Origin of the sequence: Nonomuraea diastatica (assembly GCF_004349015.1) — a bacterium.
Classification (GTDB): Bacteria; Actinomycetota; Actinomycetes; order Streptosporangiales; family Streptosporangiaceae; genus Nonomuraea; species Nonomuraea diastatica.
This window is the reverse complement of sequence record NZ_SMKP01000253.1, coordinates 1-12,838: the sequence shown is the minus strand read 5'-3', so window position 1 is coordinate 12,838 and position 12,838 is coordinate 1. Positions and strand designations below refer to the sequence as shown.

14 protein-coding genes and 2 pseudogenes are annotated in these 12,838 nt (G+C 69.5%); 5 read left to right on the top strand and 11 right to left on the bottom strand.

All coding sequences use genetic code 11. From position 1 onward, the window contains the following. The 4 genes from E1294_RS47635 to E1294_RS53740 form a co-directional block, all read right to left on the bottom strand. Positions 1-1,372: MFS transporter (locus E1294_RS47635; protein ID WP_132518703.1), on the bottom strand; the 1,372-nt coding region annotated here is incomplete at its 3' end. A gap of 88 nt (positions 1,373-1,460) precedes the next feature. Then, entirely contained in the window at positions 1,461-1,820 is a 360-nt protein-coding gene (locus E1294_RS47630; protein ID WP_132518701.1) for an ArsR/SmtB family transcription factor, read from the bottom strand. 9 nt (positions 1,821-1,829) lie between these two features. Further along, positions 1,830-2,264, bottom strand: a complete 435-nt coding sequence (locus E1294_RS47625; RefSeq protein ID WP_132518699.1) for an SRPBCC domain-containing protein — start codon at positions 2,262-2,264, stop codon at positions 1,830-1,832. 220 nt (positions 2,265-2,484) lie between these two features. Further along, positions 2,485-3,417 carry a recombinase family protein gene (locus E1294_RS53740; protein ID WP_165977892.1) on the bottom strand — a complete coding sequence of 311 codons (933 nt, stop codon included), beginning with the start codon at positions 3,415-3,417 and terminating at the stop codon, positions 2,485-2,487. 274 nt (positions 3,418-3,691) lie between these two features. Between E1294_RS53740 and E1294_RS56795 the strand changes: the two genes are divergently transcribed. Further along, positions 3,692-3,877, top strand: coding sequence for a recombinase family protein (locus E1294_RS56795; protein ID WP_165977891.1), 186 nt, complete (start codon positions 3,692-3,694; stop codon positions 3,875-3,877). A 683-nt stretch (positions 3,878-4,560) separates the two neighbouring features. Here E1294_RS56795 and E1294_RS47610 read toward each other — a convergent pair. Both E1294_RS47610 and E1294_RS47605 read right to left on the bottom strand, forming a co-directional pair. Further along, a complete protein-coding gene (locus E1294_RS47610; RefSeq protein ID WP_220448355.1) occupies positions 4,561-5,730 on the bottom strand; it encodes an MFS transporter in 1,170 nt (389 codons plus the stop codon). A gap of 47 nt (positions 5,731-5,777) precedes the next feature. After that, complete coding sequence (locus E1294_RS47605; RefSeq protein ID WP_132518697.1) at positions 5,778-6,122, bottom strand: VOC family protein; 345 nt, start codon at positions 6,120-6,122, stop codon at positions 5,778-5,780. Positions 6,123-6,176: 54 nt separating this feature from the next. On the opposite strand from E1294_RS47605, the gene E1294_RS47600 reads away from it, so the two are divergent. Continuing rightward, a complete protein-coding gene (locus tag E1294_RS47600) occupies positions 6,177-6,620 on the top strand; it encodes a MarR family winged helix-turn-helix transcriptional regulator (RefSeq protein ID WP_132518695.1) in 444 nt (147 codons plus the stop codon). Between the two features lie 76 nt (positions 6,621-6,696). On the opposite strand, the gene E1294_RS47595 is transcribed toward E1294_RS47600, so the two are convergent. Next, on the bottom strand, positions 6,697-7,449 hold the full coding sequence (locus E1294_RS47595) for a hypothetical protein (protein WP_132518693.1): 753 nt from the start codon (positions 7,447-7,449) through the stop codon (positions 6,697-6,699). Continuing rightward, positions 7,446-7,586 carry a hypothetical protein gene (locus tag E1294_RS53730; protein ID WP_165977890.1) on the bottom strand — a complete coding sequence of 47 codons (141 nt, stop codon included), beginning with the start codon at positions 7,584-7,586 and terminating at the stop codon, positions 7,446-7,448. Before E1294_RS53730 ends, E1294_RS47595 begins: the two co-directional genes overlap by 4 nt. A 126-nt stretch (positions 7,587-7,712) precedes the next feature. Between E1294_RS53730 and E1294_RS47590 the strand changes: the two genes are divergently transcribed. Further along, positions 7,713-8,645: a tyrosine-type recombinase/integrase gene (locus tag E1294_RS47590; protein WP_246083793.1), complete on the top strand. Its 933-nt coding sequence runs from the start codon at positions 7,713-7,715 to the stop codon at positions 8,643-8,645. 562 nt (positions 8,646-9,207) lie between these two features. Beyond that, positions 9,208-9,978 carry an alpha/beta fold hydrolase gene (locus E1294_RS58625; protein ID WP_425465274.1) on the top strand — a complete coding sequence of 257 codons (771 nt, stop codon included), beginning with the start codon at positions 9,208-9,210 and terminating at the stop codon, positions 9,976-9,978. Positions 9,979-10,008: 30 nt separating this feature from the next. Here the strand turns inward: E1294_RS58625 and tnpC are convergent. The 3 genes and pseudogenes from tnpC to E1294_RS47580 all read right to left on the bottom strand — a co-directional run. Beyond that, positions 10,009-11,109: pseudogene (gene tnpC, locus E1294_RS58620) on the bottom strand (IS66 family transposase); the annotation flags it as partial. A 58-nt stretch (positions 11,110-11,167) separates the two neighbouring features. Next, positions 11,168-11,302, bottom strand: a pseudogene (locus E1294_RS58615) (DUF6444 domain-containing protein); the annotation flags it as partial. Beyond that, on the bottom strand, positions 11,269-12,171 hold the full coding sequence (locus E1294_RS47580; RefSeq protein ID WP_165977889.1) for a bifunctional DNA primase/polymerase: 903 nt from the start codon (positions 12,169-12,171) through the stop codon (positions 11,269-11,271). The gene E1294_RS47580 and the pseudogene E1294_RS58615, both read right to left, overlap by 34 nt. 132 nt (positions 12,172-12,303) lie before the next feature. On the opposite strand from E1294_RS47580, the gene E1294_RS47575 reads away from it, so the two are divergent. Next, positions 12,304-12,711, top strand: a complete 408-nt coding sequence (locus E1294_RS47575; protein ID WP_132518687.1) for a DUF6632 domain-containing protein — start codon at positions 12,304-12,306, stop codon at positions 12,709-12,711. The last annotated feature ends 127 nt before the right edge of the window (positions 12,712-12,838 follow it).

The window sequence follows — 12,838 nt, the reverse complement described above, 5'->3', positions numbered from 1 at the left end:
CCTCAGACTGCCTGCCGCCTGTATGGCGGGGGCGAAGGCCGAGCCAGACCAGGCCGGCGGTGGCGAGGGTGACGGCCACGTCCACCGACAGTGCGAGGTGGATACCGGTCAGCTGGACGCTGTGTGCCGCGGCGATCGTGCTCAGGATCGGGATGCCGATGGTTATGCCCACCTGCTGGGTCAGCGAGGTGATGCCGGTGGCCAGGCCCTGGTCGTGGTCGGGCAGGCCCGAGGTGGCGGTGACGGTGAAGGCCACGATCGCGGCGACGTGTCCGAAGAACCCGATGAACAGCGCCGGGATCAGGATCGCCTGCGACGTCGGCCCGGTACCCAGGAAGACCAGCGGCAGCGTCGCGAGTCCCTGCACGGCCAGGCTGGTGACCAGGACCGTCCGCGCGCCCAGGCGCCCGATGATCCGGCCCGCCAGCACTCCGGCGGCGACCGAGGCCAGGCCCGGGATCCCGAGGACCAGACCGGTGGCCAGGGGAGAGAAGCCCAGGACGTTCTGCAGATACAGGGTGATCAGGAAGATCATGGCGGGCTCCATCGCGAAGATCACCAGGCCTGCGCAGGCGCCCCATTTCACGGTGTGCCGGGCCAGGATGCGGACCGAGGCGAGCGGTGCCTGAGAGCGTAGCTCGATCATCCAGAACGCCACGAGCAGCAGCACCCCGGCGACGGCGACGGCCGCGTTCTTTTCGAGCACCGCGTAGATCACCGCCAGCAGGCCGCCGGTCACCGTCACCGCTCCGGGCAGGTCCATCCTGACCCTGCCGCGTACCGTGCTCTCCGCGATCAGGCGGGGGGCGAGCGCCAGGATGGTGACGGCGACCGGGACGTTGACCAGGAACGCCGCCCGCCAGCCGAGGAAGCTCACCAGCGCGCCGCCGAGCAGCGCGCCGACGGTGAACCCGCCCGACTGCAACGCGCCGTTCAGGCCGAGGACCCGTTCGCGTGCGGCGCCCTCGGCGAACGTCGTCGTCAGCAGTGACAGGGCCGCCGGGGTGGCCATCGCGGTCGCGAGCCCCTGGAGCACCCGGGCGGTCAACAGCGTTCCCGGATCGGATGCGAGCCCGCCGAGGACCGAACCGGCGATCAGTACGACCATCGCCGCCAGGAACATCCTGCGTCGCCCAAGCAGGTCCGCCAGCCTGCCGCACAGCAGGGTGAGACCCGCGGCGGGCAGGGCGAAGGCGGCGGTGATCCAGGGCAGCCCGGTGGAGTCCAGCCCGACACCGGCACCGGCTTCGGGCAGCGACACGTTCAGAATCGAGAAGTCGACCGACAGCATGAAGCCCGCGCCGAGCAGGACCAGCAGGACGAGTCGCTGTTTCGGCGTGAATCGGGCAGGGGGCATCGCAACATCGGACATGAGGGTTCCTTGCTGTGAGAAGGGCGTGTCGGAGGGCTGTTTCTGTCCCGGGAGGGGGCGGCCGCCCTCCGACAGGTCGGCTACGGCGCTACGGCTGGGCCTGCTCGGCCGCCTCTGCCAGGCGCTTGAGTTTGGCCAGGCGCCGGTCCCAGGCGGCGGCGAGCGAGGCCATCCAGCGGGCGGTGGCGTCCAGGGCCTCCGAGCGCACCGAGTAGCGGACCTCGCGGCCGACCTTCACGCTGTCGACCAGGCCGGCCGCCTCCAGGACGGTCAGGTGCTTGACCACCGCCTGGCGTGAGATCGGCAGGCCGTCGGCCACCGTTGTCGCCGTGGCCTGGCCGTACGCCGACAGCAGGTCAAGCAGCCGGCGGCGGGTCGGGTCGGCGAGGGCGGACAGGACGCCGTCGACGACGGCGGCGTCCGTGGGCTCCGCGGGTTTAGCGTCCATTGCGGCGGGTTACTCGGCGCGGGCGGCGAGAGCGGCCAGGCACTGTTCCCAGCCGGCCGTGTGGTCCTTGATCACGTTGCGCTGGTTCGCCTCGGGAGTCGGCAGCGTGGCGAATCCGCTCTCCACCACGCGCAGCCTGGTCCCCTCCCCCTCGGGCGTGAGGGTGAACTCCACCAGCGTGGAGTTGTCCTCGCGCAGTTCCTCGCCGGGGAAGGCGCTCATCCACCGGTAGGCCAGGTAGGTCGGCGGGTCGATCTTCTCCACCCGCATGGGGAAGTCACCGTGCTGCGTGTGCCTGGCCACCAGGATCTGGCCCTCTGTGACCATCGTGCCCCTGATGCTCTCGTCGTCGGTCGCCCAGAACCCCGGCTCGGTCACCAGCGGCCAGACCCGTTCCGGCGCAGCCGCGATCACGATCTCGCGCTCGATGCGGTCAGCGGTCATGGTGTTTCTCCTTCACATCCACTTCATGTGCAACTCCAGAGTTGCACACGGACTCATTGCTGTGCAACTCCTGAGTTGCACTTCCTGGTTGCGACCGTGCCAGGCCCGGGCCTCGGCGGAAATGTCCTCAGCCGACAGTGGCGGGATAGCCACGGGCATGATGCGGAGTCTCGTTGCTGCCGAGATCGAGCTCGGCGGGCCCTGGTACAGGGTGTCCCGGTCAGCGGCCTGGTGGTGGCTGCTGTTCGGCGGTGGTGATGCGGGTGGCATACACCCGGTGGGCCTTGCGTTCGGCCGGCCCGGCGTCTGGGGCGGCGAGGGGGGCGCTCTGGAGCAGCGCGGCGCGGTGCAGTGCGAGCGGGGCGGTGAGGCGGACCGAGTGGCCTTGGCCGCGGCGAATGGTCCGCCCGGCGGCGAGGGCTCGGCGGACGGCGTCGTCGCCGCTGGCGTTCAGATGGTCGGCGAGCAGGCCAGGCAGGTCGAGGGTCACCTCGGGGTCTGGTGGCGCAAGGGCATGATCCGGTCCGCGGGCGGGCGGGGGCGTGTCGTGTTGGCCGGGCAGTTCGCGGGCGCGGGCGTTGTCCAGGATCCGGCGGATGGTCTTGGGTGCGACGCGGTACCGGCGGGCGAGCGCCTTGATCGCGGTGCCGCTGCGGTAGGACTTCACGACCTCGGCGCTCTCGCCGGTATCCAGGGCGGTGGGGCGGCCGAGGGTCTTGCCGGAGGCCTCGGCGGCGGCCACGCCTTCGCGGGTGTTCTCGCTGATCATGTCGCGCTGGAACTCCAGCACGGCGGCCAGGACCGAGACCATCATCTTGGTGCCGGGGTCGTCGGAGGCCAGGTCGATTCCCGACAGCAGCCCGGATTCGACCCGCAAGTGCAGGCCACGCCGGATGAGCACCGGGCGCAGGGCGAGGATGTCGGCGACCGAGCGGAACAGGCGGGCGGCGTCGGCGATGCGGATGGTGTCGCCGACGGCGGCCTCGTCCAGGAGGCGGGTGAATCCAGCGCGGTCCAGGGAGAGTTGGCGGCTGGAGGTAGCGGGGTCCTCATAGACGGGGGCGCCAGTGGCCAGCAGCTCGGCCAGGGCATGCCGCTGGCGGAGGTCGGTCTGTTTGTCGGTGGAGTGCCGCAGGTAGATCCGGTCGGCCATGACCGATCGTGTCTCGTTCCAGCTCGCTCAGTGCTCTGGAGGCCCAGACTAGGGGGCGAAATGGGGAGGCGAAAATCTGGATCGGATCCGATTGGATCGACGGTCCGTTCCAGCAGGTCGAGCACAAGGTTCTGATTGGATCCGTCGCTGGGGCGCAATCGACTGATTCCGCCCCCGGCCGCTGCATCAGCGACGCTCGCCACGAGACCGTATCTGGACGAAAAGTCACACCGCCGTCAGCCGCGACGACCCACTAGCGCGGATTTTTGTTCCGATGCTGGTCAACCCCATACACGAGGCGCTGGACACCACCACCCCCGGCGGGCGACTCGTCTTCCACGTCTTCGCCGCGTTGGCGGAGTTCATCCGCGAGCTCATCGTGGAGGGGCACGCACGAGGGCCTGGCCGCCGCCCGCGCTCGCGGTCAGCGCCTGGGACGCCCGCTGGCGATGACGCATGAGCAGATCCGTCACGCTCGAGACCTGCTCACCCGGCCGGGCCGGAGAACACCGTCTCCTCGATCGCCCGCCTACTCGGCGTCAGCCGTTCCACGATCTACAACTACGTTCCCGATCTCGCGACAGGCCACCCTGCCGTCGAACCGCCAACAGTGAGCGCCGAATTGGAAGCGGGTAGCTGATAACCCAGCTCAGGGCCTATTTGGCGGCTGGTGCCACGTTGGTTAACGGCACCCCAAGACCTCCACGCAGCCGGCGGGCAGGATGCGGCGTGAGCGATGTCGGAGTCGATTCACCACGCGTCGCGGTCGATCGGGCGGCCGGCCCGCCCCACTGGATCAGCACCGGTTCCTCCCCGGACCGCCGTTGGCGGCCGTGGGCGGGCCAAGGGTCGTCAGGAGCGCTGGTGGTGATCTCAGCGGCAACGCGGACCCGGGCGCGGACGAGCCAGTCGCGGACGGCCTTGGGCTTGGCGTCTTCGGCGGCCTGCCGGGCGGCAAGCAGCTCGGCCAGGGCCCCGGGCCGAGCTCCACGCGGGCCGGGTGACGCCGTGCGGTGCGTCCCCGCCCCGGCCGACCTCGGGGCCGGCCTCCGTCACCGCCGTGGTGTCGATCTGCAGATCCCGGGGCCCGGCACCTGCCGGGGACAACAGGTAGCCGACGGGCCGGTCGGCCCAATTGTTGCCTCAGCGGCGGTTCTCGACTGCCTTTGGCGGGGCCTTCGCCGGGTCTGCCCTCCCCTCCACGACGGTGATGGTGGTGGCGAGCAGTGCCAGGACTGCGGCGGGAACGCCGAGCAAGGTGACCGACAGCCACTCCTGGGCCAGACCTCCAAGTCCGCCACCGATCGCTACACCGAAGTAGATCGCGGAAGAGTTGAGACCAAGAAGCATTGGTGATGAGGCGGGTGCGAAGTTCACCAGCCGGTGTTGCTGCACCACCGAGGCCATTCCGTCGGTGGTGCCCCAGATGGCGGCCCAGACGCTCGCAATGGCCAGGTTGCTAACCGTGAGTGGGCTGATCGCGAGCAGCACGGTGCCGCCGGCGAGTGCTCCGACAGCGACCCCGAGTACCGCACGCTTGTCCACGAGATGGCCGGCGAAGAAGTTGCCAACCAGGACTCCGACACCCCAGACGAAAAGAATCATGGTGAGGGCCTGGGAAAACGATCCGGTCGTGGCGCTGGCCGTCACCGCTCCGATGTAGGTGTAGACGGCGTAATGTCCGGCCATCACCAGCAGCGTCACGACCAAAATGGAGAGCACCTTGGGCTGGCGCAGCGGAGCCAGGCGGGCCATAAGGCTTGTCGCCGGCAACACGACCTTGGGCAACGCTACCGAGATGCCGATCACGGCAACGACGCCAAGGGCAGCGACCGCCCAGAGTGTGAGGCGCCAGTCGATGCCGCCGATCAAATTGCCCAGCGGCATGCCTAGCGCGGTCGACAGCGTCAATCCACCGATGACCAACGCCATGGCACGCCCCCGGCGTTCGGGAGGCGTGATAGCGACAGCTGCACTCGACGCAGTGGCGGTGATGGTGGCCGCCCCGGCTGCCGTGAGAATCCGGGCTAACAGCGCGATCGGATAGCTCGGGCTGAGCGCGGTGACCACGTTGCCGACGACGAACACGATCAGCGCCAGCTGCAAAACCTTGCGACGATCCAGTGGGCTCAGCAGCCAACTCAGAATCGGTGCGGCGACAGCGAGCGTCAGTGCGAACACTGTCACCAGCTGGCCGGCTGCCGGGACGCTGACCTCAAGGTCGGCGGCGATGGCCGGCAGGAGACCGGCCATCACGAACGCGTCGGTGCCGACCGCGAAAGTTGCCAGCGCCAGCGGCAGCAACGGTCTCACGAGGGGGGCGGATCCCTTTGGTTCTGGCTCGCCGATCTCGGTGCGATTCAATCCTGGTCTCCGGCCTGTTGGGACAGGCTGAACTCCACGCCCTGATCATCTATGCAGTGGGCGTAGGCACCAAAGGGGATGCTGACCGGATCTTCTGCCGTGCCACCGAGGTCGCGCACCCGAGCGACAGCGGCGGTGATGTCGTCGACGGCGAAGAAGATGCGCGGGTGTCGTGACGAATCGTCGTGCGGCGCTCCGCCCATGGGCTCGGGCCCCTGGATCATCGAGTAGCCCGGGAAGTTGCCCTCGTAGAACGTCCAACCGAACAGCGAGCCCCAGAACCGCTGGGTTGCTTCGATGTCGGTGCTCGGCAGCTCGAAGTACGTGACCTGTCCACTCATGAACTTCCTCCTATGTCAGCATGCAGACATAGGAGGATATGTCAGAATGCTGACATGGAGCAAGAAGAGACCGTGGGCGACCTTGACCAGTCGGTGGGCTACGTCCTCAAGCAGGTGCAAGCCTCACTGCACACCGCGATGGATGAAGTGCTGCGTCCATTGGGTCTCACCGTTGCCCAATACGCATGCCTCGAACTGCTCGGACAGCATCCGGGCCTGTCCAACTCCGAACTCGCCCGCCGCGCCTTCGTCACCCGCCAGTCGATGAACCTCGTACTTCGCCGGCTACAAGAGCGGGGCCTGCTCACCAGGCCTAATCACGCCGCTCATGGACGGGCACTGCCAACCGAGCTCACCCGAGCCGGACAGTCGACGCTGCGCGAGGCCAGTGTCGCCGCGCGCGCCGTCGAACAGCAGCTGTTCTCACCGTTGTCCCAGGCGCAGCAGCGTCGGCTACGCCAGGACCTCGCCGCCTGCGCGGCCGCTGCGAATCGCTAACTAATTTGGGTGTGGATCCTTTCCAGGGAGCCTCTGAGCTGGTGGTCTGAGGTCTGGTGGGGATGCCTCGTGTCTTCTACCGTTTCGGTAGGGAGTGCGAGAGGTGGCCGTGATGGTCTCGTTTCTGGAGGAGCTGGCGCGGCGTGAGGCCGCGGCTGGCCGTCGGGTCGGTCGCGATGGTGACGACGCGGGTCTCCGTGGTTGCCGAGCTGCGGCCGTTCCAGACCCAGATGGGGACCTCGTAGACGGCCGCGCGGCGGGTGGCGCGCTGCTCCACGCGGACCTCGTGCCGCCCGCTGACGTCCTCGACGCCGTTGGCCTCCAGCCAGTCGGCGACCGCTTGGACCTCGCCGCTGTCCGCGTACAGGGCGTAGTACGCCGGCAGCTTCCAGACGGTGGGGCCGGGCTCGTCATCACCGAGGCGCTCGCGGCGCCGCTCGGCCTCGCGGCGCTCCTCCTCGGCTTCCCACTCTGCCTGCCGCTGGGCCTGTTCGGCTTGTTGTTCCGCGCGAGCCATCGTGAGCTGGCGGTCATGGCCGTCGGGGTCGGTGACGTACTCGCGGACCTGGGCGTGCTCGGCGGCTTCGCGGCTGGGGTGGCCGCAGGACAGTCCTCGCGGCCCCCACGATGCCCACGACTCGCCGGGCAGGCCGCCGTCGTTCCATCCCCATCCGGCAGAGGCGGCCGGGTTGTAGGAGCACCAGTAGGTGCCGCCGATCTCCGCGTCGTCGACCAGGATCAGGAACTCGTCGGGGGCCGTGCGGGCGGTGCCGTGCAGGTCGTCGTAGCCCTCGTACCGGGGCCGGCGGGTGACGGTGAACGTCCTCACTGGCCCGGCCCTTCCGTAGAGACGACGATCTGGACGCGGGAGTCCCGGTGGCGGACGCCGATGATGCGCATCTCGCGCCCGGAGTCGTCGATGACGGCCACCGGGATCTCGTTGTCGCCGCAGCCCTCGATGGCCATGACGACGCCCTCGACGGTGATGTCGGTGGGACCCCAGTCGGACTTGCAGTAGGTGGGAACTTCTGATATCGCAAGAGTGGCGCTAGGATTGGGGCCCGAAATCACTTCTGATATCAGGGAAGGGGCATGGTGGGGCGACGCCAGGAGGTGCCGGCCGCGTTCATCGCGATGCACGACGACTACACCGCGGCGCTCGAACGCGCCCCGCTGGACGACGACACCCGCCGCGCCTACGCCTCCCGGGTCCGCTCCTTCCTGGCCTGGCTGGACAGCGCCGACGTCGGCAACGCCGATCCGCTGACCGATGCGCACGGCCGCGACTTCGCCGTACGCGACTACAAGACGCACCTGAAGACGGTGGCCAAGCGCACGGCCAACACCGTCAACGCGCACCTGGCCGCCCTCGACCACTTCTTCACCCACCGCGGCCTGGGCCCGGTCCAGGTCCGCCGCGACACCCCGCCCAAACTCGCCCCCCAGGCGCTCGACGCCCGCCAGCAGAAGCGCTTCCTGCGCGCCGTGGAGATGCGCCGGCTCGCCCGCGACCGCGCCATCGGCCGGCTGCTGTTCTACTCCGGGCTGCGCGTCGCCGAGCTGGTCGCCCTGGACGTCGACGACGTGCCGCTCACGGCACGCAAGGGCAAGGTCGTCGTCCGCAACGGCAAGGGCGAGACCTCCCGCGAGGTCCCGCTGCTGGACGCCACGGTGCGCGAGGCCGTCAAAGAGTGGAAGGCCGAGCGGAGCGAGTGGCCGGGCGCGGGCGGCCCGGCGCTGTTCCTCAACCGCTACCGCGGCGGCCGCCTGTCGGCCCGCGCCGTCGACCAGCTGCTCGACGAGCTCGCGACCGAGGCCGACCTGGTCGACGACAACGGCGCGCCCGCCGCCTCCGCCCACACCTTGCGCCACACCTTCGGCACCAACCTGCTGCGCCAGGGCGTCGACATCGTCGTGGTCGCCGAGCTGATGGGCCACGCCCGCCTGGACACCACGCGACGGTACACCTTGCCCACCCACGGCGACCTGGAGGCCGCGGTCGCCAAGCTCCCCACCGACCAGTAGACAACCCGGCGGACGTCACGGCACCGCTTACGGATCACCAGGGGTCGTGCGGCCTATACCCGGTCTACAGCCGGCCACCCCACGAACCACCCATCTGATCTATACCCCGGCACGCCAGCCTGAAGACCATGACGCCACCATCACGGCGCGGGGCGCGCGCCACACCGCTGACGGCTCTGGCCGTGTCCGCCGCCGCGCCGGCCGGAGCCGCGCTCGCGCTCCACCCGCCGGCCGCGGGCGGTTCGTCGTCGCTACGCCCGTCTCGGCGGCCATCGGCGAGGTGGGGGGCGCGGCCAAGGCGCCTGCCATCGAGTGGCAGGAGTGCCCGGAATACTCCGACGAGGACCTGCGCTGGTTGGGCGTGTCGGAGGAGAAATTCGAGGAGTACAGGCAACTGCTCAGCCGTACCGAGTGCGGGACGATCAGCGTTCCCCTGGACTATGACGACCCGGCGGGCAAGCAGATCAGCATCGCCCTGACCAGGTTGAAGGCGGCTGACAAGAAACACCGTCGGGGCAGCCTGGCGTTCAACCCCGGGGGCCCCGGCGGGTCCGGCTATCTGATGCCCCACCGGATCGTCACGAATGGGGCGGAGCTGGACGAGCGCTACGACCTGATCGGAATCGACCCGCGAGGCGTCGGCTCCAGTACGAAAGTCGCGTGCCCCGAAGGTCAATGGAGCGAACGCCCGCCGGACCCAGTCACCGAGGAACACGCCAGGAAGGCCTACGCCGAGACGGTCAAGATAAACCGGGAGTGCGCCCAGTCGAATCCCGAATTCCTCGAACAGGTCACGGCCGCGAACGTGGCCCGTGACATCGACAGGATCCGCGCCGCGCTGGGCGAGCCGAAGATCAGCTTCCTCGCCGGCTCCTGGGGCGCCTGGCTCGGCGCGGTGCTGGGCAGCCTCTTCCCCGGCAAGGTGGACCGGATGTGGCTGGACAGCGTCGCCCCTCCCGACCACAGGAGGGACACCGGGGTGGAGGCCGGGGCCAAGGCCGCTCACCCTAACTTCCAGCGGATGGCCGCGTGGATCGCGGCGCGCGACGACACCTACGGGTTCGGCACGACCACGAAGGACGTGGTGGCGGCGCTTGAGGACATGCAAAAGGCGTACGACGCCGATCCGCTGAGATTCACCGACATCGGGCTCACCGTGGATGGGACGCTGATCGCCGAGGCCGCGGTCCGGCCCAGTACACAGTGGCCAAGGGCCGCCCAGGTGCTCAAGGAACTGGTCGACGCCGAGGGCCCGACCGCGCCGCCAGCGGTCAAGGAGATGTTCGGCCCCCAGCAGGACGGCAGGGAGCCGGCATCCAGAGGTTGCCGGTGAAGGCGCGGTGGATCGCCTCGAAGGGCTCAGCCCGTGCTTGCGGGCGCTGTCGAGATAGGAGCGGACGGTCAGCCAGTGCGCGGCGCCATCTTCGGATTGATGGCAGCCGGAGATCTTCACCTGGGTCTTGACCGGGCGTAGCGCGCGCTCGCCCATGTTGTTCGTGAACGGCACCCAGCCGGGGAAGTCGGCGAAGCGCAGCACGTCAGCGGCCCGGTCCTGCAGGCGTTGGAGCAGGTTGCGGGCCGGGGACTGTTTCCGTCCTGGCGCGCGGGGATGCAGCGACAGCCCGACCGCGATCCCACGGTGGAAGGACTCGAGGTAGATCCGCGCCCGGTCGGGCGGGATGTCGGTCAGCCGGGCCTCGCGGGCCTTGATGGCCTGTTTGTTCAACTCGGCCAGCGCCCAGCGGATCTGGGCCGGCCACCGCTGGCCGGGGTGGTCTTCAGCCGCCGCGGTCAGCTCCCTGACCAGATGGGCCCCGCACAGTTGATGCCGGGCCCTGGGGTAGCCGTTGTACAGCGACAGCGAGTCGTGCACCAGCACGCCCCGGAACTCGGGCAGGACGCCGAGGGAGTTGGCGCCCTGGCGGGAGCGTTCGCCCAGGCCGAGCAGGGTCACGGAGTTCGTGCAGGCCACGTGCAGCCAGCGGCGTGCGGCCCCGATCCGGGTGGTGGTCTCATCGACGTGCAGCACGTGGGTGAGCGTCAGCAGCGCGCGGATCACGTTGATGCTGCCGGCGACCAGGGCAGCGGCCTCGGCCAGGATCGACGACACCCAGCCGGGCGAGACCCGTGCTCCGGTGAAGTCGGCGATCAACTGGGCGCAGCGTTCCACCGGTACGTGCTGGAACACCAGCAGGTAGGTCGCCGGCGCGCGCAGGTTCGGCCCGTACGACGACGGCGCGCCTGCCACCGTCGCGGGCATGTCCGCGCTGGTGACGCGGCCGCACCCGCCGCACCGGCAGCGATGCGCCCGGTGCTCGGTCACCGTCACGGTGACCAGGGGAATGTCGCGGACCTGGCGGCGCGAATGGCCGACACTGTCCTCGGTCGACAGCTGCTGCCCGCATCCGCCGCAGCCAGCCGGGACGTGGTCTTTCACCTCGTCGGGGTTCTCGATCATGGCCGCTTCCCGGCGCTCCGGGCTGGCGGCCCCGCTTGCGGCCGCTCACGGGCGGCGGCTTCTTGCCCGGCCGGACGAAGGTGTCGCTGGACGGCGGTAACGACGAGTTCCCCGAGTTACGGCTCTGTCGGCGTTCCAGCTCAGCGACCCGCGCGGTCAGCCGCTCTACCGTCGCTTCCAACCGGGCGATCGTCTCCATCTGTCGGACCACGAGCGAGGCCAACTCGTCGTATGACGGGCGGCGATCCGGGGTCCTCGGCACCCTCCCATCCCGCGGATGCCGCTCACGTCAGCATGATCACGCACTTCTGAATGCTTACCCTGAACGGCTGTGACACGGGCGGCGTACACGCGGTGCGCCTTGCGCTCGGTCGGGCCGGCATCGGCGAGGGCAGCGCTCTGCTCCAGCGCGGCGCAGTGGAGTGCGAGCGGGGGCCGTGATGCGGACCGAGTAGCCGTGGCCGCGGCGGATGGTCTGCCCGGAGGCGAGGGCCTGGCGGACGGTTGCATCACCAGCGGTACGCAGGTGATCGGCGAGCAGTCCCGGCGCATCGAGGGTCGCGTCCGGGCCCAGCGCGGGCAGGCGATGCTGCTCGCCGGTGTCGGTCGGCGGCGCGCAGGCTGGCCGGGCAGGTCGCGGGCGCCGGCGGCGTCCAGGACACGGCGGATGGTCTTGGGGGCGACCTGGTGCCGCCGGGCCAGGGCCTTGACGGCGGCACCCTGGCGGTACTCCTCGACGATGGCGGCCGCCTTGTCCTGGTCGATGGCGGCGGGGCGGCCGAGGGTCTTGCCGGAGGTCTTGGGCCCGCGGGTGTCGACGCCGGGTCCGAGCGGCGTGGTGCCGGACGCCGAACCGATGATGCGGTCGGCAGGCACCGTGAAGTACAGGTGCAGGCCATGCGGGGTACGGACGGTGAGCGTGTCCGGCCACGGCTGGCCGTAGGTGGTGCAGGCGGCCGCGAAGCGGGCGATGCCGTCAACGTCCCCTTGGACGTCGAGATCGACGCCGAGCACGCCGCTCGCCCCCGCCTTGAACCGCGGCCCGTCCTTCACGCGGGGGGCGGGCATGGTAGGTTCCTTCAATACCTGAGGGGGGTATTGCGATGGCGAGGGCGGCGGCGGTACACCCCGCTCTTCGGCGCCGCCGACGAGGCGGACATGAAACATCCCAGCGGCCCGGCCTCCGGAAAGGTTGCGAACATGACTCAGGAACGGCGTCTTCGCATCGCCCTCATCGTGGTGGGAGTCGGCCTTGCCACCGGGGTGTACCCCTTGATCAACCTTTGGCAGGCCGGTTTCCGCTGGCAGCCGGCGCAACCCGAGTACGAGCAGATGATCGCGGTGATCATGGCGGTGCTGGGGATCTTCCTGATCCAAGCCTCCCGCGACCCGTTCAACCACCTGTCCTTGATCTGGTTCACCGTGTGGTCCAGCCTGGCGCATGCCCTCGTCATGGCCGTGCACGCCGTGATGGATCCCAACGAGTGGGTCCATCTGGTCGGCGACGTTCCCGCGCTGATGATCGTGGCCGCGGTACTCACCATGGTCACCCCTCGCCGACTGCCGCCACCCACCAGGGCCAGCCGGTCCACACGCCGCGACGGTTAGTACTCCAGTGACACATCGCGATCATGGATCGGATCGGCGCTGGTAGTGGTAGTGCCGGGCTGTGGCTTGGTGGCGTCGGCGCCAGTGTGACCAGCGCAGAACGTCCGTGATGGAGCGGTGCCGGATC

Bases quoted from the DNA above. Each gene is read 5' to 3' on its own strand.
- E1294_RS47630 (WP_132518701.1), bottom strand. From the start codon at position 1,820: ATGGACGCTAAACCCGCGGAGCCCACGGACGCCGCCGTCGTCGACGGC.
- E1294_RS47625 (WP_132518699.1), bottom strand. From the start codon at position 2,264: ATGACCGCTGACCGCATCGAGCGCGAGATCGTGATCGCGGCTGCGCCG.
- E1294_RS53740 (WP_165977892.1), bottom strand. From the start codon at position 3,417: ATGGCCGACCGGATCTACCTGCGGCACTCCACCGACAAACAGACCGAC.
- E1294_RS56795 (WP_165977891.1), top strand. From the start codon at position 3,692: ATGCTGGTCAACCCCATACACGAGGCGCTGGACACCACCACCCCCGGC.
- E1294_RS47605 (WP_132518697.1), bottom strand. From the start codon at position 6,122: ATGAGTGGACAGGTCACGTACTTCGAGCTGCCGAGCACCGACATCGAA.
- E1294_RS47600 (WP_132518695.1), top strand. From the start codon at position 6,177: ATGGAGCAAGAAGAGACCGTGGGCGACCTTGACCAGTCGGTGGGCTAC.
- E1294_RS53730 (WP_165977890.1), bottom strand. From the start codon at position 7,586: ATGGCCATCGAGGGCTGCGGCGACAACGAGATCCCGGTGGCCGTCATC.
- E1294_RS47590 (WP_246083793.1), top strand. From the start codon at position 7,713: ATGGTGGGGCGACGCCAGGAGGTGCCGGCCGCGTTCATCGCGATGCAC.
- E1294_RS58625 (WP_425465274.1), top strand. From the start codon at position 9,208: ATGCCCCACCGGATCGTCACGAATGGGGCGGAGCTGGACGAGCGCTAC.
- E1294_RS47580 (WP_165977889.1), bottom strand. From the start codon at position 12,171: ATGCCCGCCCCCCGCGTGAAGGACGGGCCGCGGTTCAAGGCGGGGGCG.
- E1294_RS47575 (WP_132518687.1), top strand. From the start codon at position 12,304: ATGACTCAGGAACGGCGTCTTCGCATCGCCCTCATCGTGGTGGGAGTC.